Source organism: Brevibacillus sp. HB1.3 (assembly GCF_013186635.1).
GTDB lineage: Bacteria > Bacillota > Bacilli > Brevibacillales > Brevibacillaceae > Brevibacillus > Brevibacillus brevis_D.
This window is the reverse complement of record NZ_JABMIT010000001.1, coordinates 646,337-668,869: the sequence shown is the minus strand read 5'-3', so window position 1 is coordinate 668,869 and position 22,533 is coordinate 646,337. Positions and strand designations below refer to the sequence as shown.

At 47.1% G+C, this 22,533-nt stretch carries 17 protein-coding genes; 6 read left to right on the top strand and 11 right to left on the bottom strand.

Annotation, left to right across the window (positions count from 1 at the left end):
• Nucleotides 1-38: 38 nt before the first annotated feature.
• The 6 genes from HPY31_RS03330 to HPY31_RS03305 all read right to left on the bottom strand — a co-directional run bounded on the left by HPY31_RS03330 (nt 39) and on the right by HPY31_RS03305 (nt 5,886).
• Complete coding sequence (locus HPY31_RS03330; RefSeq protein ID WP_172138377.1) at nt 39-1,376, bottom strand: serine hydroxymethyltransferase; 1,338 nt, start codon at nt 1,374-1,376, stop codon at nt 39-41.
• Between the two features lie 11 nt (nt 1,377-1,387).
• Nucleotides 1,388-2,050, bottom strand: a complete 663-nt coding sequence (locus tag HPY31_RS03325; protein ID WP_172138375.1) for a GntR family transcriptional regulator — start codon at nt 2,048-2,050, stop codon at nt 1,388-1,390.
• A 126-nt stretch (nt 2,051-2,176) separates the two neighbouring features.
• A complete protein-coding gene (locus tag HPY31_RS03320) occupies nt 2,177-2,776 on the bottom strand; it encodes a TetR/AcrR family transcriptional regulator (RefSeq protein ID WP_172138373.1) in 600 nt (199 codons plus the stop codon).
• A gap of 7 nt (nt 2,777-2,783) precedes the next feature.
• Nucleotides 2,784-3,533 (bottom strand): alpha/beta fold hydrolase, encoded by a 750-nt coding sequence (locus tag HPY31_RS03315; RefSeq protein WP_172138371.1) that lies wholly within the window; start codon nt 3,531-3,533, stop codon nt 2,784-2,786.
• Nucleotides 3,534-3,689: 156 nt separating this feature from the next.
• Nucleotides 3,690-4,622 carry a response regulator gene (locus HPY31_RS03310; protein WP_172138369.1) on the bottom strand — a complete coding sequence of 311 codons (933 nt, stop codon included), beginning with the start codon at nt 4,620-4,622 and terminating at the stop codon, nt 3,690-3,692.
• Nucleotides 4,623-4,626: 4 nt separating this feature from the next.
• Nucleotides 4,627-5,886, bottom strand: coding sequence for an ATP-binding protein (locus tag HPY31_RS03305; RefSeq protein WP_172138924.1), 1,260 nt, complete (start codon nt 5,884-5,886; stop codon nt 4,627-4,629).
• Between the two features lie 265 nt (nt 5,887-6,151).
• On the opposite strand from HPY31_RS03305, the gene HPY31_RS03300 reads away from it, so the two are divergent.
• Nucleotides 6,152-7,129, top strand: a complete 978-nt coding sequence (locus HPY31_RS03300) for a glutaminase (protein WP_016740537.1) — start codon at nt 6,152-6,154, stop codon at nt 7,127-7,129.
• A 43-nt stretch (nt 7,130-7,172) separates the two neighbouring features.
• Nucleotides 7,173-8,585 (top strand): alanine/glycine:cation symporter family protein, encoded by a 1,413-nt coding sequence (locus HPY31_RS03295; RefSeq protein WP_172138367.1) that lies wholly within the window; start codon nt 7,173-7,175, stop codon nt 8,583-8,585.
• 54 nt (nt 8,586-8,639) lie between these two features.
• Here the strand turns inward: HPY31_RS03295 and HPY31_RS03290 are convergent, their stop codons facing one another.
• The 3 genes from HPY31_RS03290 to HPY31_RS03280 form a co-directional block, all read right to left on the bottom strand.
• Nucleotides 8,640-11,225, bottom strand: a complete 2,586-nt coding sequence (locus HPY31_RS03290; protein ID WP_172138365.1) for a metallophosphoesterase — start codon at nt 11,223-11,225, stop codon at nt 8,640-8,642.
• 2 nt (nt 11,226-11,227) lie between these two features.
• Complete coding sequence (locus tag HPY31_RS03285; RefSeq protein WP_172138363.1) at nt 11,228-12,493, bottom strand: class I SAM-dependent methyltransferase; 1,266 nt, start codon at nt 12,491-12,493, stop codon at nt 11,228-11,230.
• A 151-nt stretch (nt 12,494-12,644) separates the two neighbouring features.
• The gene (locus tag HPY31_RS03280) at nt 12,645-15,665 is read right to left on the bottom strand and encodes an Ig-like domain-containing protein (protein WP_172138361.1); all 3,021 of its coding nucleotides are present in this window, start codon (nt 15,663-15,665) and stop codon (nt 12,645-12,647) included.
• 139 nt (nt 15,666-15,804) lie between these two features.
• On the opposite strand from HPY31_RS03280, the gene HPY31_RS03275 reads away from it, so the two are divergent.
• Nucleotides 15,805-16,509 carry a MerR family transcriptional regulator gene (locus HPY31_RS03275; RefSeq protein WP_172138359.1) on the top strand — a complete coding sequence of 235 codons (705 nt, stop codon included), beginning with the start codon at nt 15,805-15,807 and terminating at the stop codon, nt 16,507-16,509.
• On the opposite strand, the gene HPY31_RS03270 is transcribed toward HPY31_RS03275, so the two are convergent.
• Nucleotides 16,510-17,295: an enoyl-CoA hydratase/isomerase family protein gene (locus HPY31_RS03270; protein ID WP_172138357.1), complete on the bottom strand. Its 786-nt coding sequence runs from the start codon at nt 17,293-17,295 to the stop codon at nt 16,510-16,512.
• Between the two features lie 181 nt (nt 17,296-17,476).
• Complete coding sequence (gene gnd, locus HPY31_RS03265) at nt 17,477-18,373, bottom strand: phosphogluconate dehydrogenase (NAD(+)-dependent, decarboxylating) (RefSeq protein ID WP_172138355.1); 897 nt, start codon at nt 18,371-18,373, stop codon at nt 17,477-17,479.
• Nucleotides 18,374-18,544: 171 nt separating this feature from the next.
• Between gnd and HPY31_RS03260 the strand changes: the two genes are divergently transcribed.
• The 3 genes from HPY31_RS03260 (at nt 18,545) to HPY31_RS03250 (ending at nt 22,502) form a co-directional block, all read left to right on the top strand.
• Nucleotides 18,545-19,411 (top strand): MurR/RpiR family transcriptional regulator, encoded by an 867-nt coding sequence (locus tag HPY31_RS03260; RefSeq protein ID WP_056494417.1) that lies wholly within the window; start codon nt 18,545-18,547, stop codon nt 19,409-19,411.
• Between the two features lie 195 nt (nt 19,412-19,606).
• Nucleotides 19,607-21,148, top strand: coding sequence for a gluconokinase (gene gntK, locus HPY31_RS03255; RefSeq protein WP_172138353.1), 1,542 nt, complete (start codon nt 19,607-19,609; stop codon nt 21,146-21,148).
• Between the two features lie 25 nt (nt 21,149-21,173).
• A complete protein-coding gene (locus HPY31_RS03250; RefSeq protein ID WP_172138351.1) occupies nt 21,174-22,502 on the top strand; it encodes a GntP family permease in 1,329 nt (442 codons plus the stop codon).
• The last annotated feature ends 31 nt before the right edge of the window (nt 22,503-22,533 follow it).

Below are 22,533 nucleotides of genomic sequence, written 5' to 3'. Positions count from 1 at the left end.
GTTCCGAACTCCAGCATACGGTGTTATTCCTACCTACTCTAGTTTGGGAAGCAGTAGTGCATCTTGCTAAACGATCTGCGCAACTCGATCACCTTCGCCTGGACAGCCTCGGGCTTCTCCCTGCCTGACAACATGCTTACAATCAGGTCAGCAATCGTGTCCATCTCTTTTTCCTTCATGCCAAACCGAGTGACTTCTGTCGTCCCGATACGCAAGCCGCTTGGAAAGTCCCAATCCTCTGGTCCGTCGCCTGGAATCAAATTTTTGTTCGTAATGATGTTCGCTTCTGCCAAACGCTTCCCTACCTCGTACCCACCGTCAAACTCTTTTACGTCCAGAATGACTTGGTGTGTGCGTGTATAGCCTTTGTGCGCGCAAAGCACCCGAATCCCCCGTTCATCGAATGCTTTTCCCAGTGCTTGTGCATTCGTCACAATTTGCGCCATGTATTCCTTGCCAAACGCCAAAAACTCTGCCGCCGCCGCTGCCAATGCCGCTACCCGGTTGACTTGATGTGTCGCAGCAAGGGCTGGGAAAATGGCATCTGTAATCGGTACCGATAGTTCCGGGTCATTCCAGACGATGATGCCGCTTTGCGGACCGCTAAACGTTTTCCCAGCAGAGCCAGTCATCACACAAGCCCCTTCTCGCAACGGGTCCTGAAATTGACCGCCACCGATCAAACCCAGTTGATGTGCTCCATCAAAATAAATGCGACCGCCCCATTCTTTCACAATCTCTGCCATTTCCTTCAACGGGAATGGAAATAAAGTCATCGACGCGCCCAAGGTAACGAGCTTTGGTCTAACTTGTCGTGCGACTTTAGCGAATTCATCCAGATCAACGGTCAGCTCTACGGGGTCCATGGGCACATCGACAATTTGCAAACCGCGAATGCCAGCAGGCCCGTCCACCCGATTGCTGGAATGCCCTCCAAACGGTTGCGCGATCGTCATAATCGTATCGCCCGGTTGCGTGAATGCCGCGTAGACCGTCATGTTTCCGATCATGCTTGCTACCAATCGATGGTCAGCATAATTGGCGTGGAATACTTTTTTCAACAGCTCCACACATAACGCTTCGATCTCATCGATATATTTCGTTCCAGCGAACCATCTCTGCGTGCTCCCGATATGTCCTTCCGCAGCACGGGTCCCTACCTCAGCAGCGAGCAGTTGACGTACGATAGGCGTGGTAGGTGCTTCTGGTGCGAGTAAATTCAAACATTCCTCGCCTCGCCATATCGCATTGCGGTTGACAGCATTCACGATTTCTTGCTGAATCAGACGGTGGGACGGACTCTCTTCGATAATGGATCGTGCCCATTGCAGAACACGCGAATCATGTACTTCCCCCTTCATTTCAACGGTACTCATGCCATTACCCCCTATTTATCATTGGAATGGTCCGTAAGCAATCTGCCGAGGTTGATCCAGTTTTCTTCCATCAAAGAAGAGGCAAGCTGACTGTTGTTGTCCCGAATCGCTTCGATGATTCTATGGTGCTGTTCTACTGATTCCACCCCTTCCAAGGAACCGAACCGAGCAAATTCCAAACGTCGAATTTTCGGTACAACTCGCTCAAGTGCCAGATAGATTTCACGATTCCCCGCTGCCTCGAGGATCACGTCGTGAAAGCCATCATCTGCTTCAATCGCTTTGATCACATCTTGCTGTTCGAGTGCGCCTTGCAGCTTTTCATTCCACTGCTCCAGACTACGGATGACCTCTAATTCAAATGGCATCGCCAATCGTGCTGCCAACCCGTGCAAGGCCGCAACAACAGGAAAAGCGTGCTTCGCCTCCTTTTCCAATAAGGGTGTTACCCGTGTGTGAGAGCCAGGGACGGATTCAATAAGACCTTCGTCCTCCAACCGTTTGAGCGCTTCTCTCACAGGTGTTCGACTCACGCCAAATAAAGCCGCCAGTTCGTTGTCGTTGACTCGTTGTCCTGGCTTTAGCTCCAGCATGATGATCGCTTTCTTCAAGCCTTGATATACTTGTTCGCGTAATGTGGGGCGTTCGATTTGTTTGATTAGATTCGTGTCCATAAAACCAATATATTGGTTTTGTTTATTTCTGTCAATTTTAAATATTTCGATACATTGAAATAGCGGAGGCTACCCCACCAGTAACATTTACGAATGGGATAGCCTCTTCATTATTGATCATAACCTCTAACATTCTACCGGAGGGCTACAATACTCCCGTATCAGCTGCTCCTTCATCTCTTCAACCGGAAACCCTTCCGAATAAGTCGTCATCATCAACATTGCGCCTTGGAGCGCCGATGAAAAATAGAGCGATCTCAATCTGGGCTGCTTTACGCCTAACTGTTTGAAAATCCGGCATTGGACTTCAAACTGCCTGAGTGACTCCTCATTTAATTGCTCTCTGTAAGAAGCGAGTACGCGATCATCCTCGGGCTGCGTCTGCAAATTCAAGTAAAAACGATAGACATCCGGTCGCTGGTAGACGTTATCAAGCGCACCGTCGACAATATGGCGTAGCTGTTCGTGGGGCGTTGCAAGCTGAGTCGCAGCCTCCATCACTTCTTTTACTTCCTCGATCCGTACTTGGACCATCGCGGCGAGAAGCTCTTCTTTTCCTTTGTAATAATTGTAAAGCAGTCCCTTCGATATCTGGGCCTGCTTGGCTACATCGTCGATTGAGGTCGCGTGGTAGCCTTTTTTAATGAAGAGCGTCATCGCGGCTGCATGGATTTTGTCTTTTGCAGCTTGGCGAATGCGCTCATTTTCAGCTGGGGTCCGGGGCACGGTTCAGTCAATCCTCCAAAAATTCAGTGATAGCCCGAGCGATTTCTTCAGGATGCGTCAGCGTTGGCTTATGATCGGCACCCGCAATCTCGATAAATCTTCTCTCTGGTAAAACTTCTTTAAAATATTCAGCCATTCGTTTCGCATCCAGGGCATCTTCCATACCGATTATCAAGCATGTTTGATTGGCTAATTCTTTGAGCCGCTCTATCGCAGGCGGCTGCGGCCATACGGACTCCCACGTCGCCCACTTTAACATTTTTGCTAGATTATGCTTCGCCATCTCAACCATGAAGTCCTTCTGTGGACTTGCCATTACGACGCGATACGGGCAGGCCGATAAGGAAAGCTCTACCATACGGTCAACATCCGGTGCTTCTTGGATTTTCTGCATCCATTCCGTGAACGGCTGACTCGGTGTATACCCTGTCAAACTAGGAGCAATCAGCACGAGCTTGCTCACTCTTTGCGGATAAGTCAGCGCAAAATCTGTTGCAATTCGTCCGCCTATCGAATGTCCTACGAGCGTGGCTTCATCCAGCTGGAAGTGATCCATGACGGAAAGCAAATCTTCGACGTAGTTCGCTGTCTCTGTTGGAGACGGAGATTTCCCGCATCCTCGTCCGTCGAAAGTGATGACCTGATAATGCTTCGCCAAAATCGGCGCGACAAATGTCCAATCTCGTAAATCAGCACCGCCACTGTGCAATAGAATGACTGGTCTTCCTTCCCCTGAAACCTCATAGTACAAATCCATCGGTGATCCCTCCGTGAATTGTAGATTTGGTATATGATCCCAGTTTATTATTGAATGAACGTTTAGTCAATGAAAAATCAAATGCATTCCCCTACAAAAGAAAAAGCCCTAATCATCATGATCAGGACTTCCCTCTACAAGTCAGACACAGAACAATTACGCCTCTGACTGAATGCGCTTCGCCTCTGCATACAGCACTTGAATAAACTTTTTCATATTGATCCGAATATCTGAACCGGGCGATGCAGCATTGCTCTTTAACTCCGCCATCTTCTTCCACACATACGTAAAATCAAAAAACTGCGAAGCGTAATTCTCGAATTTCCAATTCGAGAGGTCCGCAAGCCCAAGAGACGCCAAATGATTCAGCGACTGATAAATCGCTCGGCGGACTCTCTGCTCAGAAGCTTTGACAACCTTGGCGACTTGTTGATCGTCCACAGCGACTCCGAGCCTGTCCTGTGCTACCGCCACAAAGATTTCTTTTAGGGCAGGAAATCCATTTTTAAACGTATGTGTCTGTTCGTATCCATGCAAGAAGTCCAAAATATCTAGCAAATCATTGCTACCATTGTCTCCCGCGATGCCCAACTCTGTTAAGAGAAATTGACCCGCCTCGCGAAGTGGTTTGCCCTGTGACGGACGAGTTTGTCCAGAAGGCGGATGGTCCACTTGCATGACGGCATTCAGCGATTTGTGAATGTCCCGTATCGAACGCTCGAGGCGAATTTTCTCGATCACTTTTTGGAGGATCGTTACGACTTCGATTTTGTTTACAGGTTTGATAATGTAGTATTCACTTCCAAGGGCGTAAGCTTGGGCAATCAAATCTTTCGTTTCTGCCTGAGAGATCATGACGATCTTTCCTGAGAATGTCGGCTTCACTTGGCGTATCGTCTCAATTCCATCCCGGTTGGGCATGAACAAGTCAATCAGCAAAATATCTACATTGCGCGCGGTTAACGTATGACCGTCTACCATCGAGCCGTCAGATGCTTCCCCTACGACTTCGCCCAGGTTCTCGTCTTCTATAATTTCCGTCAGCATGAGGCGAACGGCATCGTCGTCATCTACTAAATAAAACAGCATCTTCTCACTCTTTCTTCGTTATCGGATCAATTGGTAGTCGCATGAGAAATGTTGTCCCCTTCCCATCCACTCCATCCTGTAGGGAGATTTCACCTTGCCATTGTTCCACCAATTGTTGTACATAAGACAGTCCGATCCCTGTAGAGGGGTTGCCGGTTTGATCGTATTTCGTAGTAAAGCCAGGTTTGAACAACAAAGCCTTTCTCCGTGGAGGTACTCCCGGCCCGTCATCGTTGATTTTGATTTCCACAAGATCGCCTGTCCGATCAATTTCAATGGAAATGGCTCCTGTTTGCTGGATGGCCTCCACTGCATTTGCCACCAGATTATTGATCAGGGAAAGCATCATAAATACATGATAGAGCGGATGTGTCCCCGTAATGGAAGCGGTGATTTGTATGTCTTTCTCCAACAAAGTTGCATACTTCATATTGCTTCGCCTGATAATGTCCACGAGCTGATGGATGTCCATGTAATCCGTGATGCTTTCATCCGATATCAGCTTGTGCAGTCCTGCAAAAATGCGTTGATTATCCTTTTTAATCTCGTGAACCTCGCCTGCGACAACCAAAGCTTTCTTGGCAAAGCTTTCTACATTCGTGGCCACCTGTTCCTTATGAAGCTCCTGCAAGCCTTGGTAAAGCTCGAAAGACTTCATACTAATACTCTCGGCATTTTGCAGCGTTTTTTTCAGATGAATGGATTCCTCATATAAGGTGGAAATCAACATCAGGATGTGTTCGTTCTGTTTTCTTGTCTGTTGCTCTCGCGACTGTGCTTCGTACAGTTTCATCATGTTGAGAAAACTAATCACGATAAAGCTGTGGGACAGAGCGATCACGAGCATTTCTTGTACCGCTCCCCATGTGAGGACGTTATTCAGCAGTACATGTTGCGAGAGAAACTCAATGAGGTCAGCCAATACCTCAATGAGCATTCCCATTAATCCAACCAATATCGTCCTGTTGTGAATATGGCGTACTCCTGTTACATAAAACAAGACACAATAAGCGAAATAAAAGAAAAAGCTAGAATAATGCGCTTGGAGAGAAGCCTCCCATGCTGAATGATTCCCGGCGATGAGGTCAATCACAATCCGGAAGCATACGACCGTAATCCCCGTCAAAAAGCCGGCGAGAACAGATGGAATTCGTTGAAACAGTAATAAAAAGAAGAAAAAGGTAGGAGCTCCAAAGCTAATTCGAAATGTCTCATTGACGGGATAAAATTTCAACTCCCCTGCCAATGGCACCGTAATAAGCATGAGAACCAATATATACCAATCTCGTTTTACTTGTGTCTGAACACGCACGCCTTTCACTTCCCACGTTGTTTCTTGATGCCCCTATCTATTTTTACCGAGGATCCGTATATAGGACAAGTAAAAAAAAATCTGAAACTCACATGAATCAATCTGTGAGTTTTTGTTTTATTTTGTAGGGTGGTTGTAAAGTGATCATTATATGTATTTTCGTGAAGCGTGGAAGCGCTTTCTCTTCCACTTCGCGTAAGAGCAGTGTATTCGATTTTTGGGGGGAAAGGCGTTGATTCAACAGGTTTTACTCGTGGATGAATTAGAACAATGGGTGGAACAATATCGTTCCAAGGCATCTGAAGGAAAATGTGCCAGTTATATACCTGCTTTGTACAGAACAGATCCCAATCAGTTAGGTATTTGTATCATTGAACCTACTGGAAAAATGCACACTGCGGGTGACTGGGAAGCTCCTTTTACGATGCAAAGTATTTCCAAAGTAATCAGCTTTATTGCTGTTTGCTGCTACCATGGCATCCCTTACGTGTTGGATCGAGTAGATGTAGAACCGACTGGTGATGCATTCAACTCCATTATCCGACTGGAAATGAACAAGCCAGGTAAGCCTTTTAATCCGATGATCAATGCGGGAGCAATTACGACATCCTCACTCCTCCCTGGTCAAACACCGGATCATAAGCTGCGTTACTTGTATGCATTTTTCAGTAAAATCACAGGTGTAACGCCAATGGTTAACGAGGAAGTGTTTCTTTCCGAATGGGAAAACTCTCACAGAAACAGGGCACTCGCCCATTATTTAAAGGATACAGGCTATCTGGCCTGCGAAGTAGAAGAGGCTTTGGAGGTTTATCTAACGCAATGCTCGATTGAAGTAACCACCGAGCAAATCGCCTTGATTGGTCTCCTGTTGGCACTCGACGGCTTCCATCCTCTTCGCAACGAACAAGTTCTCCCGAAAGATGTCGTCCGTTTAGCCAAAGCACTGATGCTCACTTGCGGCATGTACGATGCATCGGGCAAATTCGCCGCGAATGTTGGCTTGCCAGCAAAAAGTGGCGTCTCTGGCGGAATCATGACGTTGGTTCCTCCTAATCGCAAACAACATTCACCGTTTCAAGATGGCTGTGGAATCGGTATTTTTGGACCTTCCATTGACGGTTGCGGAAACAGTGTAGCGGGCGTTTCTTTGTTAAAACATATTGCTCAGGAATGGGATGTAACGATTTTTTAGAGAATACTAAGGAAACATTCATAACAAAATCCGAGGTGACACGATGCAACAATTCCTACTCGATGTAACAGCTTCCATAAACGATTTCTTGTGGTCCTATATTATCATTATCATGCTAATCGCGTTAGGCTTGTTCTTTACCTACCGGGGTAAATTTTTACAAGTACGTATGCTGCCGGAAATGATCCGTTCCATTAAAGAAGGAAGAGCGAAAGACGATGGTGGCATTTCCCCTTTTCAAGCTTTCGCTATTAGTATGGCCGCACGTGTCGGCACAGGGAACATTACGGGAATTGCCATCGCCATTGCTCTAGGTGGTCCTGGCGCCGTATTCTGGATGTGGGTCATTGCCATTATCGGTTCGGCATCCAGCTTTGTTGAGAGTACGCTCGCTCAGATTTATAAAATCAAGGATAAGAGCGGTTTTCGTGGCGGTCCAGCTTATTACATGGAAAAAGGGCTGAACAAACGTTGGATGGGCGCCCTGTTTGCTGTCCTCATCACCCTTTCGTTTGGTCTCGTATTTAACGCGGTGCAATCCAACACGATCACGATTGCTTTTGAAAATTCGTTTGGGACAGATCGTTTGATACTGGGTATCATCATGACGGTTGCATTTGCGGCTATCATCTTCGGCGGTGTGAAGCGCATTGCCAAAATGTCTGAGTACATCGTCATTGTATTGGCTGTATTGTACATCGGGCTGGCCCTGTTTATTGTGTTGATGAACATCACCGAGATGCCTGCACTGATCACGTTGATTGTGAAAAACGCGTTCGGCTTCGAACAAATCGCAGGTGGTTCTCTCGGTGCAGCGCTCATGCACGGCATCAAGCGAGGATTGTTCTCGAACGAAGCTGGTATGGGTAGTGCGCCGAATGCGGCGGCTACAGCTACAACAAGCCATCCAGTGAAGCAAGGTCTGATTCAAGCATTCGGTGTTCTGTTCGATACCCTCGTGATCTGTACAAGCACAGCTTTTATCATTTTGCTGTCCGGTGCGTACACGCAACAAGGACTGAGTGGCATTGAGCTGTCCCAAGCAGCACTGAGCATTCATATTGGTTCTTGGGCGTCCGGCGTCCTTGCCATTATGGTATTCCTGTTCGCCTTCAGTACATTGATTGGTAACTACTACTACGGCGAGACCAACATCGAGTTTTTGAAAACAAGCAAAGCATGGCTAATGCTGTATCGTTTGAGTGTACTCGCTATGGTGTTGTTCGGATCAGTGGCAAAGGTACAGCTCGTATGGGATTTGGCCGATTTGTTCATGGGCTTGATGGTCATTGTCAACCTGATTGCAATTGCCATGTTGTCAAAAGTCGCCTATGCTGCGCTACATGATTATCTGGAACAGAAAAAAGCAGGAAAAAATCCTGTGTTCTACAAGGACAGTATTGAAGGCGTCGATAATATCGAAGCATGGGATGCTGCTCCATCCTCCAACAAATAGTTCTGCAAACCAAAAACGAGAAGCTTGCTCAGACAGCAGCTTCTCGTTTTTCATTTACAAGCGTGGATCGATCTCTTTTTCCTTCGCCACTTCAAAGAGCATCGTTGCGACTACTTTTTGATACTCCGTATTTTCTGGAGAAATGTCGTCAAATGTAAAACCAAGCATCCGCTCACCCAGCTTGTGCTCTTGCATCGAAGTCTTGAGCTTTTGCGAAATGTTTTTCTGATTGAAAAGCTTGCGGTACTTGTGTGGGAATCGGTAGTCGTAACCATAAATAATCGACAAATACTCTGGATTGCGTACCTTCATGGCAGGAACGACCTTCTGATTGATGAACTCTGGCTTGATCACGATGCCTTCCATTTTGTTTTCCAGTGTAATCGTGGAAAAGTAACGAGCTGCTTCTTCATACACATTCGGCTCGGACAAATCGAGGGTGAGGAAATGATCGTCATTGACGAAGCGATACATATCGGATGTTTTCCAATCGGGCAATTGCTCGTCCCCATTCAAATAGACAGTCTTTAGAATCGTAAAAGGCTTGTAGGCCAGCTCCCCTTCTCCTGCATAGAGCTCCAACTGTTTTTGGTAAATGTGATAAGCCTCCAAATGCTGGTCTACAGGAACGTAGCTCTCTTTGATTTCTCGCACATACTTATAGTTTTGATACAAGTTTGAACCGAATTTTTCCGTAAGTGCACTCTTGGATAGGTGGAACTGGTCTTTTTCGAATCCGCTCTCGTCATAGTTGTGAATAAGTTGGTGCAACGCCTCTTCAAAGCCGTTCTCCTGCAAAAATGCAAATTCACTCCGCAACGCGGATTCGATCGGTTTGAATTGTTTTTCGATCAAGCCCTTCCCTATTGCACTCCACGGCAACAATTCGCCATCCAGGATGAGCATCGCGATCTCATTTTGCTCCATGTATGCGCGGAACCTTGCATGCAGCTTGTCATAAACCGGTGTCAAATCAACCTGATTGATGGCATAACCGTTTCTGCTGATTGCAAAGCATTTGTCGCGATCAAGATGGAGATAGAGATTGCATCGCGAGCCCATGTATTTGGGCTGCAACACGACTTGATGAACGCCTCGATTCGCGAAATAATCCAGCCCCGCCTTCAACGACTCCAATTCCTGCGTCGCCGTATCCTTATCCGCTGGAGGCATCGTTCCAGAAATAAAATTGACCTTATTTTGCGAGCAATAACGCAGTCGACGGAGTTCTTCCTCTTCCAAGTCTCCCATAGATACTTGTTTTTCTGCATGGAACAAGATCGGCAGCTCCTCAGTCATCACCCGATGCTCAGACTGAAACGATTTGAAAAACGGCTTGTGTGCGATCACGACTGACGTTAAAGCATTTCCGTGCACACATCCAGTATCGAGATGGAGCTTGTTTTTCAGGCGAAACGTTTTTTGTGCCGCGATATGCCCAAAAATATGGTACGGATGGTTACTGACCGCTTCAACTGTCAAAAATGCGAGCTGCTCTTCCAATGATACTGTTCGGTCTATCCGATAATTGCGTTGGCGCCGCATCGAATTCGCATCAAGCTTTCCGATATATTTCCTTTTGCAGGGAGCATGTGTGACATAATAGGACGGCCCAGTTAATGCGTTCGATCGATAAAACGGCTGAGCCAGCGTATACAGGTGATTGAACTTCTTTGTTAATTCGGCGTCTTTTTCCAAAACGTGTGTGGAATCAAAATACGTATCCAGTAGCTGTGGATCAACCCCTTTTAGTTCCTTTCGTAGATACTTGTAGACAAAATTTTCGTGGTTCCCGAGAACGAACAAGAAATGCTCTTGATTCGTGTATAGAAACTCGATGATCTCCCTCGTTTGCGCTCCTTTGTCGATCCAGTCCCCTGCTACGATGATTTTGGTATGCTGCACCTTGTCCGTCGAGATGAGACGATTGTCATCGACCTTGAATCCGTAGGTTTGCAGGAGACCTTTTAATTCGTGGACGCATTCGTGAATGTCTCCGATGATGATATAGGTTTGATCTTTGGGAAGGATCGTAGCCAGATAGGCATTCTTATTTTCGATCACGACCTCATAACGCGGATTTGCCACCTCATCTGCTAGTGTGTAAAAATCTTTGTGCCGTATCCGGTGAATGTTGTGGTACCCTTCTTTGGATAATGCCCGGAGCACCTCTTGCTTTAACCGGAGAATATGGTTGGTAATCAGTTTTTTCGACCGTTCGGATGCATAGTAATCTTCCCGATTGCGATAATCAAAGAGAATCACTTCCAATCGGTAATTGTTCTCTGCTGCAATGTCACGGACTTTCGAGCGGAAGTCTTCTGCTAGCCCTGTTGTATCCACAACCACGAATTCGGCGTTGATCGGAAACGAGGTCACTAAGCGCAGCTTTTCATACAGGAGCTGAAACGCCTGCTCGCTGGCCTCCAGCATCACCTGATCATACTTGTCGTAATCATAGCCCAGTAGTTCCTGGCGAATGCTGTCCGAGGAAATGTATTGGACATTTGCTTTTACGTTTTTTTGTTCATCTTCAAATGAAAGCCTCGGCATGAGTACTTCCTTGGCAAAAGTCGTTTTCCCGCATTCGGTGGGACCAACGAGCATAAAAATCGTGTGAACCTGAGTCTGTAACAGCATCGTTACGCCCCCTTTCTCTGGACAATGACGCCTTGAGTGGTGTGAATCTCGTTCACGCCGTCACCAATGGACACAAATTGCCCCTGCACCCCGGCTTCTTCCATGATCTCGGTCATCCATGCCTGGAACTCTTCTTGTCCCATTTCCCATTTATGATCGTCGTGGCGATAGCCTTCCAGCTCATAGAACTGATTAAAATCTGAGTTGGGTGTTGTTATGATCAGATGGTCAAAATCCAATCGACTGCAGATTTGCTGGATGAGCGCTCTCGCTTCCTCTTTGCTCATATGCTCAATGACCTCAGTCATAATGACATCTACCTGCTCACCGTTGTAATCCTGTAAAAACTGATCAAGCGAGGGGAACAAAATGAGATTCGAAATTTCTTTTTCCCAGGCCCTGCGTCTGACTAATTCCACCGATTGTTCATCGATATCGATGGCATAGTAATACTGCGGCAGCTTGGAAGCGAACGGGATCGCATAAAAGCCTTCTCCGCAACCGATATCTACGATCGATTTGGTAAAAGGAAGCTTACTCGCGATGTAGTTCCTTCTCTGTAAACCGGTGCTGCCATACTCCAATTGAATGGGGTAGCGGCTTGTCTTCTCAATCTCGGTCTTGTACTTGCGATAGCGCTCTCTGGTTGTCAGGAAGTTTCGTGCGAACAGGCTACGTATGTAAAAAGGTGCGTCCATGACATGGATGCTTTTGATGTATTTATCCAGGATGTTATCGGATATATCGATGTACTCTTTTCCAAACATACTCAAGAATAGACAGAGCACACTTACGACGTGGAGAAGCTGATGCAGACTCGTTCTGGTTGTGATGGTCAACGCGTAGCTTTTATCGGCGTGATGCTTGAGCTCAAAGGTGAAATCCTTCAGGTGCTTCTCAAAAAAAGTCAGATACAGCAGTCGTTCGATATGAATCATGTTGATGATAAAAACATGCTCATACCCTTCTGCATCCTGCTCGTTGTGTTGCTTCATCGCTGCGGAAAAAAATTCATTGATTGCATTTAACGGAAACAACGGAGTATTGTATCGGGAGACATTCAAATATTCAAAATGCTCCTTTTCAGATTGTTTGTAGGAAACCTCATTTTCTGCATCTTTAAAGTAAACGTTGTATGTATCCGTATTGGAAAACCATCCGTAAGCGATGCCTTTTCGAATGGATCGTAAACTCATTCCGGAATTCGGATTTTTCTTGATCATGTAAGAAAAATCCGGGTTCTCTGATCGTAGCTGAACAATGGCCATACGTTGTCTCACCTCTGGAAATGAAGAATGAATATCTACTGACAATTTTCACCTTTCCATCCCCTGCTGAACAGGGTAAAAGTATTACGACCTTCCAAAAAGTGAGAGCCAGTTATAACCCCTCATAGGTATAACTGGCTCTGTTCACCCTTTATTTACGAACGCCAACCTTGATCTGAATGTTTTTCCCTTGATACCTGGTCGTGACAATCGTATTCCCCTCAGCCAAGGCGGTGATGTTCCCCTTATTATCTACCGTTGCTATTTCTGGGTCTTCGGATGTCCACTCGGCATCTGAGGTCACTTCTTCTTTAAAACCCTTTCCATACACAGCATGTACGGTGACAGACTTGCTTTCTTCTGGTGCTAGATAAAACGAGCCGCGATTTGGTTCTAACCAATCTGGTGCTTTTTCTTCCATGACCAAGATAGTTAACCTTACTTCTTTGTTTGCGTATTTCCCTGTAAGGACAGCCGTTCCAGGCTTTTTGGCAAGCAGTACACCGTCCTTCGTTACGTCTGCAACCTGAGGATTCCTTGAAGACCATTGGACGAATTTCGTCACCTCATCGCTCTCTTTGTTGCTCAAGAGGGCGGTCACTTCCAGTTCCCTTTCTTCATCGACCTCTAAGACAGCCTTTTGAATATTGGCTGTAAGTGAACGGATATACAGGTTGGAAATCGTGACGGGAATCTCCAGCTCTTTTCCGCGATAACGAACGGTAATCACAGATTCTCCCTCTGTTTTCCCCGCTTTTATGCGTCCAGGTTTGACTTCAACCAAATCGTTATCGCTGTCGTACGTTATTTCTTTATCCTCTGTAATATCTGTACGTTTGCCATCTTTAACAGCATACACCTTGTAGCGAACGCTGGAGTACGGTCTTACCCAGTATTTCTTATCGATGATTTCCAATTGGAAGGAATCGTCTGCTTCTTCTTTTACCGTCACTTCCGTTATCGCCTCTTTATTTCCATCTACAGACGTTACGGTAATGGTGGTCTTTCCTTCACTTTTCGCGGTTATGTGCCCCTTATCATCTACTTCGGCTACCTTAGGGTTACTGCTCTTCCATTTCACTTCCTGATTCGTTGCATAGGATGGGGTGATCGTCGCCTTTAGCGTGACTTCTTTTCCCTCTTCGAGAATCAGCTTTTCCTCGTCCAGATTGATATCCGTGACTGGAAAATAAGCAGGCGGTGGTGGTGTCACTGGTCGTTCAACAACATGAACGGTACGTATGACCTGAATTGCTCTGTTTCCAGCCGGATCGATGGCATCGTACTGAAGGGTATAGGTGCCCACTCGATTCGAATCGACATTTCCGGAGACATCGGCTGACAAGCCAGGGACCAAGTCGTTCACCGTAGCCCCGGGGTCTTGAAAGGCTGTTCCCCTGTATATTCTCATGCTCGTATCGCCTTTTAACGTAATCACTGGATTTGTTTTGTCAATGCGAACCTCAGTCATTTTTTCCTCACTGCTGTTATTGGCTGCATCGGTTTGCTTTGCCCGAATGGTTGTGATACCTTCATCGGTTATCGTGAAAGGGGTTGTATACGGTACCCACCCTCCCTCATTCAGCCTATACTCGACTTTTGCTCCAACTTCTCCGGTCAACTCTACATCTACGTCTTGGTTGGTCCATTTGTCATGGCTCACCGTAATAATTGGCTGTTTTGGGGCATCGCCATCTACTGTGATGGTATAGGTTATGCTATCTGTACTATTGTTCCCCGCACCGTCAGTGGCACGAGCCTTGATTTGATGCGTACCGTTTGCAAGTGTAACAATCGTACTCCAACCTCCATTGTCATTTACTGTCACAGTACTTGCAGCCTTATTATCGACGATGACGGTTACCGTACTCTTTGGCTCAGCCGATCCGCTTATCGTAATCTGGTTGGTTTTGTGGATGAAAGGTAGCGGATTCAGGCCGGGAATAGCAGGTGGATTCGCATCAACAAGGATCCCGGATGTATCCCCGATTCCTTGCAAAACGAGCTCCAGTGCATTGCCTGCTGTATCTTGAATCGTACCTCCATTCAGTAAAATCTGATTGAAATGAACAGCGATACCGTTTTTGTCTTCGTCTCCATTGCGCAAGACGTAACGGAAAATCAATTCGGATGTGCCAGAGCCTGAGAGATACTGTGCCTCCTTAACATCTGAACCAATCATGAGTTGGATCACGGGTGTTCCAGTTCCCGTGTTTACCGTTACAGGTCCATTTGTCTTCACCACAAAGTCCAGACTCTGTTGATTTCCGTACAACCCGGCGCTAGGAACCCCGACACCTGTAATTTGTAGAGAAGCAGTATTTACGAGGAGTCCCGTTGTGTTCCCTATATTCAATAACATCAAACTAGATGAGTGGCCCGCATAATCTTGAATGGTACCGCCATTTAGCACAATCACAGGCTGAAGGGTGATCCCATTCATATCCCTGTCACCTGGTTGCACAACATATGTAAAGACCAGTGTGTCGCTTCCTGAACCCGATTCGTACAAGGCTTGCTTGGATTCCGCTCCGACAATCAAATCAAGATGGACCTTATTCATGAGGCTTACATTCACAGGTTCACTGTATTTCAGTTTAAAAGAGAGATTATCTCCAATACCGTATATTCCAGGTGGAGGCACCTCCACAGTAAGGAGAGCTGGGATTCTGGAGTCAACATTGATCCCTGTTCCCGAAACCGTTCCGAATGTAATCGGAACAGCATTGTTCGACGAATCCGTTATGGAACCACCGTTTAATTCAAGAGATGCTCCGATTGAGATTCCATCGTAATCTTCCAGATCATCGGCAATCGTGTACGCAAACGACAACTTGCTGCTGCCTGAACCATTTACAAAATGGGCACTCACAGGAGTCGAACCGATCAGCAATGGCAAAGTTGGAGTCCCAGAGACTGTTACATTCTCTGGGTACGATACCGCAAAAGTAAGAACCTCACCTTCTCTGTACATATTACTTTGCGGTAATTCTAGCTGAATGGGTGATACAATCGCAGCGACAGTCGCATTTTGTATCGATGGCATCGTAAGAGCACTAGCAGATAGGGTAAAGCCCATAAACATGATGAATAATATTGCCACGCTGCTATACAGCAGCCTGAATGATCCAGAAATCATGAATCTCCAGACTTTTCCTGACTCACCCTTCACAAACCTTCCTCCTTTTGTCTTCTCATCGGATGATTTCATTAAGAAATATTACCTATTTTATCATAGGGATTATTTGCTTCAAAATGCTGTTCTTGGTATAGTGAAATCCGCGATAACAAACCAGCGGGAGGTGCGTCAGATGCCTTATTACAAGCCGATTGAGATCGCTCGCGAGCTACATATTAGCACGAGTGCTTTGCGTCATTATGAATCATGGGGAGTCGTTCCTGCTCCTGATCGTGCAGACAATGGTTATCGACTGTATACAGAGATCCATCTTGCCTATTTTCGTTGCCTACGCGCCATGTTCCCCGGCTTCGGGGTCGCCATCACCTGTGAAGTCCTTCGGTCGATTCAAAAAGCGGATATGGATACTGCCTTTTGGCTCGTGAATAAAGAACAGGCCAACCTTCAACAAGAGAAGGTCGCAGCAGACCAAACACTCGAACTATTGGAAAATCTCGACGTCTCCTTGCCCTTAAACAAAAAGTGGCGAAACCGCATGACGATTGGTGAAGTTGCTGCTTACGCAGGAGTCACCACGTCTGCGATTCGCCATTGGGAAAAAGAAGGCTTGCTCGTACTGCCACGAGATCCTGAGAATGGCTACCGCCTATTCACTCCCATGGATATACGGAAGATTTTGCTTATCCGCACATTGCGCAATACGGTGTATTTTTTAACAAACATGAAAGAAATTGTACAAGCCGTCGAAAATCAAAGGATGGAGCAGGCCAAAAAAGTGACAGCAGATGCAATCAAAAGCATTCACGATCGCAATCGCCATCAGATGTACGGAGTTAGGCGGTTGGTTGAATTGTGTGAGGTATTACGGCGCGTATGATTATCTCCCTGTAAAACGCGGTGGTGTTTTGTCCAAGAAAGCTTTCGTTCCTTCCCGAAAGTCTTCGGTGGATGCCACGAGTCCGAAGTAGTCTGCGCCAAGAAGTGCGGACTCCTCTACGGTCAGGTTGCTTCCGCGATGAATCGCGTCCCACGTTAGTTTCACTGCCAGCGGAGACTGAGACAAAATTTCTTGGAGAACCTCCTCTGTTTCAGCCAGTAGCCGCTCACGAGAAACGACCCGATTTACCAGTCCTATTCGGTATGCTTCATCCGCATCTATCGCTGCTCCTGTAAGAAGCAACTCCGCGGCACGGCCTTTTCCAATTAGCCTAGGAAGTCTAGTTGTTCCACCAAAGCCGGCTACTGCTCCAATTCGTACCTCCGGATGTCCCATTTTGGCATGATGAACCGCAATACGCAGCGTGCACGATTCAGCGATTTCAAGGCCCCCGCCTAACGCATAGCCGTTAATCGCAGCAACGACTACTTTTCCCAACGATTCGATTTGACTGGTCACCGACACGGCCAACTGAGCAAAATCCCTTACTTCCATCGGTGTCGCCTGATGCAGGTACGAGATGTCGGCTCCGGCCGAAAATGCTTTTTCTCCCATCCCTGTAAGGACGACCGCTTTCACACTGGGATCGTTTTTGATCCGGTCCAAGATGGCCGAAAGCTGATTAAGCACATCTCGGTTCAATGCATTCAATGCCTCTGGTCTGTTTAGCGTCAGGGTCACGATTCCTTTCTCATTTTTGTACAAAACAACCTCTTCAACGCTCATCTTTCCATCCTCCCATCGTTTTAGAAGCTACTGAATAATTAAGCACTTTTTGTCCAGACAAACTTCTGGGTGATACACGATACTTTGCTTTCCAACTGAAAATTCCTTCTTCTTCCATATACAAAAAAAGGATGACCCCGGAGCTTCAACCACCGAAGCACCTTTACGGTCATCCCCTTTCTTATTTCTTTTCTACAGCATGTCCGCCAAATTCATTGCGCAAGGCTGCGACCACTTTTCCGTGGAACGTATCCTCGTCCAACGAACGGTAACGCATCAGTAAGGACATCGCAATCACGGGTGTAGCTGCCTGTAGGTCCAGCGCAGTTTCCAGCGTCCATTTTCCTTCCCCGGAAGAATGCATGACCCCACGGATTTCATCAAGCTTGGCGTCTTTTCGAAAAGCTCGCTCTGTCAAGTCCATCAGCCAGCCGCGAATGACGGAACCGTTTGCCCACACGCGTGCGACCTCGGCAAAATCGTAGTTATACTGGCTTTTCGCAAGGACCTCAAAACCTTCCCCAATCGCCTGCATCATGCCGTATTCGATTCCGTTATGAATCATTTTCAAGAAGTGGCCGCTGCCCGCTTCCCCAGCATACAAATATCCGTTTTCGACGTTAATGTCGCGAATCATTGGCTCGATATGAGTGAATGCTTCCTGATCTCCACCAATCATCATACATGCTCCGTGGCGCGCTCCCTCCATGCCTCCGCTCGTTCCTGCATCCATGAAGTGAATGCCTTTCTCTTTCAAGCGTGCATAGCGATCTAGCGATTGCTTGTAATGGGAGTTGCCACCGTCAATGACGATATCTCCTGCAGCTAGCAAGGTAGAGAGCTGATCGACCAATTGATCCACAATCTCTCCTGCCGGTACCATCAGCCATACTACGCGAGGTGTCGGCAACTTTGCCATAGCGTCCTCCACCGAAAATGCTGGAATCGCGCCTTCATGACTCAACTCTTCTGCACGCGTAGAATCTACATCATAGGCTACGACCTCATGCTGATGCGAGAGCAAATTAAGCGTGAGATTGTACCCCATTTTTCCTAATCCGAGGATCGCAAGTTTCATATCGTGTACGTCACTCCTTTTTGGATCATATCCGTTACCACGTATTATAAGACAAAAATTTTCATCTTTCATCAAAAATGAAGAAAATTTTTTCGAACCTATGAAAAGGAGTCTGATTTTCCTTATACTATCAGTACAGATTCACAATGGAACGTTAGGAGGTACCTATTGATGAACGCTTCCACCCCGCATGCTCCTCGTGTGCTCACACAATTACGCGCCATCTATACACAATTAAGCGGGAAAGAACAACAGATCGCCGACTATATTTTGGAGCATGCCAGTGAAATTATTCACTTCTCTATCACGGAGCTAGCCGATCAATGCCAGTGTGCAGATGCTACCGTATTTCGTCTGTGCCGCAGGCTTGGATTTCGCGGTTACCAAGCATTCAAAATCGCCTTGGCGAGTGAAGTCACGAATCCGAAGCAAACGATTCATCAAGAAATCAATCTCGACGACGATGACGTCAGTGCGATTGCTGAAAAAATTTTCACAGCAAATATCGAGACGATTCGGGATACGCAGCAAATTATCAATAAAGATGAGTTAATGAAAATCGTCTCCTGTTTGGAGAACGCAAGCCGGATCGAGTTTTATGGCTCGGGAGGCTCAGCCGTCATCGCGCAGGATGCGTACCACAAATTTATGCGGACAGGCATTCCTTGTCTCTATCATTCAGATGCTCACTATCAAGTGATGTCCGCCTCGCTGCTTACCAAAGGTGCTGTCGTTGTAGGCATTTCCCATTCTGGTTCCAATAAAGATATTTTGGCAGCCCTGCAGGTTGCCAAGGAAGCCGGAGCAAAAACAATCGGCATCACGAGCTATGGCAAATCTCCGCTTGTGCGTCTGGCAGACATGTGCTTGTATACGACTTCACGCGAAACGGTATTTCGTACAGAAGCCCTATCGTCCAGGCTTGCTCAGCTCAGCCTTATTGATCTGCTCTATGTAGCCGTATCTTTACGGAGGCAGGATGATACGATCGCTAATATCCAGCACATTCGCGAAGCTATCTCACTCAAACGCCTGTAAATCAGGCGTTTTTTCTTTTGGTTGCCCACTCTTGCAACTTGCAGATGAAAAATGCAAATCATACAAGCAACGTGTAAAGTGTTCAATTATGAAATAATTTTTTTCTTTATGCTTAACAAATGAAAAAAATTTCGATATAATCGCGTTATCTCCATGACAACACGTTGAAAGCGTATTCAATTAGGGGTGACTTCTATGACGCAAACCTACTTTATCGGGCTTGATATCGGGACGACCAGTACCAAAGCAATTGTTTTCACTCCTTCCGGCGCCATCCGCGGTACGGGTAATATCGATTATCAGCTACTCGTTCCCCAGCCGTCTTGGGCTGAGCAAGAGCCGGAGACGATTTTTGCTGCTGTCATTCAGGCTTTAAAGCAAGCACTGGAGCATGCAGGCATTGCCAAAAGCGAGATCGGTGGTATTGGCTTCTCTACTGCCATGCACAGTCTGATCGCTGTCGATCCGAGTGGCAATCCCCTGACGAATAGCATTATCTGGGCTGATAATCGGAGCGTGGTACAGGCAGATCGACTAAAAGCCGACGGTGTCGGTCATCAGATTTACTTAGCGACCGGCACGCCCATCCATCCCATGTCTCCACTACCCAAAATCATGTGGCTACGGGAGAACTTGCCAGATACGTTTCGGCGGGCAGCCAAGTTTATTTCGATCAAGGAGTATGTCATTTATCGGCTTTTTGGTGAGTATATCGTCGATTATTCCATTGCTTCTGCTACGGGACTGTTTAATCTGAGAAAGCTCGACTGGGACGAGGAGGCACTGCGAGTCGCAGGCATTTCCAAGCAACATCTCAGTGAACCTGTACCAACTACTCATATCCTGCGAGGAATGAAGATTCGTTATGCGGAAGAGATCGGGATCGATCCTGATACACCTTTCGTTGTCGGTGCGAGCGATGGGGTTTTGGCAAACCTCGGCATCGGAGCCATTGACCACGGACAGGTAGCCATTACCATTGGTACGAGTGGCGCAGTAAGAACGATTGTTCCAGAGCCGATCACGGATCCTAAAGGGCGGACTTTCTGCTACCTGCTGACAGAAAACCATTGGGTGATTGGTGGACCCTCGAACAACGGTGGGATCATGCTTCGCTGGTTCCGTGACGAATTCAGTTGGCCTGAAGTGGAAAAAGCCAAACAGCTCGGCGTTGATCCTTACGATGTCATGATCCAAGCTGCTGAGCATGTTCGAGCTGGTGCAGACGGGTTGCTCTTTCTCCCCTTCTTGTCGGGCGAACGAGCTCCGTACTGGAACGCACAAGCAAGAGGCTCCTTCTTCGGTATCGGCCTGCATCATAAGCGCGAGCATTTTATCCGAGCTGTTCTCGAAGGAATCTTGTTTAGCGTCTACAGCATCGGTATCGCCCTGCGCGATCTGGCAGGTGGAGCCAAGGAAATCCGAGCATCGGGTGGATTCGCCCGCTCGCGGGAATGGCGGCAGATTATGTCCGATATGTTCGGGTATGAAGTGCTGATCCCTGAGAGTCATGAAAGCTCGAGCTTTGGTGCCGCTCTTCTGGCGATGCATGCATTGGGAGCGATGGATCATTTGCAAGATGTGAAAAAAATGATTCATATTTCGCATCGCCATGAGCCTGATTTGGAACGATCCAGTGTCTATTTGGAGCTTTTCTATATATACGAGCGTGTTTATTACAACCTGCTGGAAGAGTACAAGCTGATAGCCGAATTCCAAAAGAGGTTGAACAACTAGAGACAACAACTAGGGAGGGTTCATCATGCCACTCGTCATTACACTGCTGTCCATCGTCTTCCTGCTCGTTCTGATTACCCGCTTCAAACTGAACCCGTTTATCGCACTGCTATTGGCCGCAGGTTTTGTGGGAATCGCATCCGGCATGCCGCTTGTAAAAGTTGTGGATTCCATCAAGGATGGGATGGGTGGCACTCTCGGTTTTATCGCGATCGTGCTAGCCTTGGGAACTATGCTTGGCAAAATGATGGCCGAATCTGGCGGTGCCGAACGCATTGCCCGTACGCTCATCAACCGCTTCGGTGAGAAAAACGTACACTGGGCCATGATGTTCGTGGCGTTTATCGTAGGGGTTCCGGTATTCTTCCAGGTTGGTTTTGTACTTTTGATTCCGCTCGTGTTTACGATTGCCAGACAAACAGGGGTCTCCCTTGTCAAAATCGGAATTCCGCTCGTAGCCGGCCTTTCTATCGTTCACGGGATTGTGCCGCCTCACCCTGCTGCTATGGCCGCTGTCGATCTGTTCCACGCAGATGTCGGTAAAACGATTCTGCTCTCCCTCATTGTCGCACTGCCTTCCGCGATCATTGCAGGACCGATCTACGGTAGCTGGATTAGCAAAAGAGTCAAGGCCAGCATCTCTCCAGAGCTCGCTTCTCAGTTGGCGGAGCCAAAGTCCGAGCGTGATTTGCCTAGCTTTGGGATCACCGTCTTCACCGTCTTGCTCCCTGTGCTGTTGATGTTGTCTGCAACGGTTGCGGATGTGACTCTGCCAAAAGAACATACGATTCGCCAATGGGCAGATTTTATCGGAAGCCCGATTACGTCCCTGTTGATTGCCGTAATTGTTTCCTTCTGGACACTCGGGTTCAACCGTGGTTTTACCAAAGACGATATTCTCAAATTCACAAACGATTGCTTGGCTCCAACCGCGACAATCTTGCTCGTCATCGGCGCAGGTGGCGCATTTAACAAAGTGCTACTGAACAGCGGTGTGGGTGACTATATTGCCCAGCTTGCTACGGCATCTGCGATCTCCCCTATTTTCCTGGGCTGGCTGATCGCGGCCCTGATCCGTGTGGCAACTGGCTCTGCGACCGTCTCCATGATGACGGCAGCCGGTATCGTAGGTCCTATCGCGCTGCAAATCCCTGGAACAAGCCCAGAGCTTTTGGTACTGGCAACTGGTTCTGGCTCCCTGATCCTGTCTCACGTAAATGATTCCGGCTTCTGGCTGATCAAGGAATACTTCAATATGTCTGTGCAAGATACGCTTAAAACATGGACAGTGATGGAGACCATTCTATCTGTGGTAGCAATCATTTTGATCATGGGACTGTCCTATATCGTGTAATACAAAATGAAAAACAGGTCTTTCCATCCGC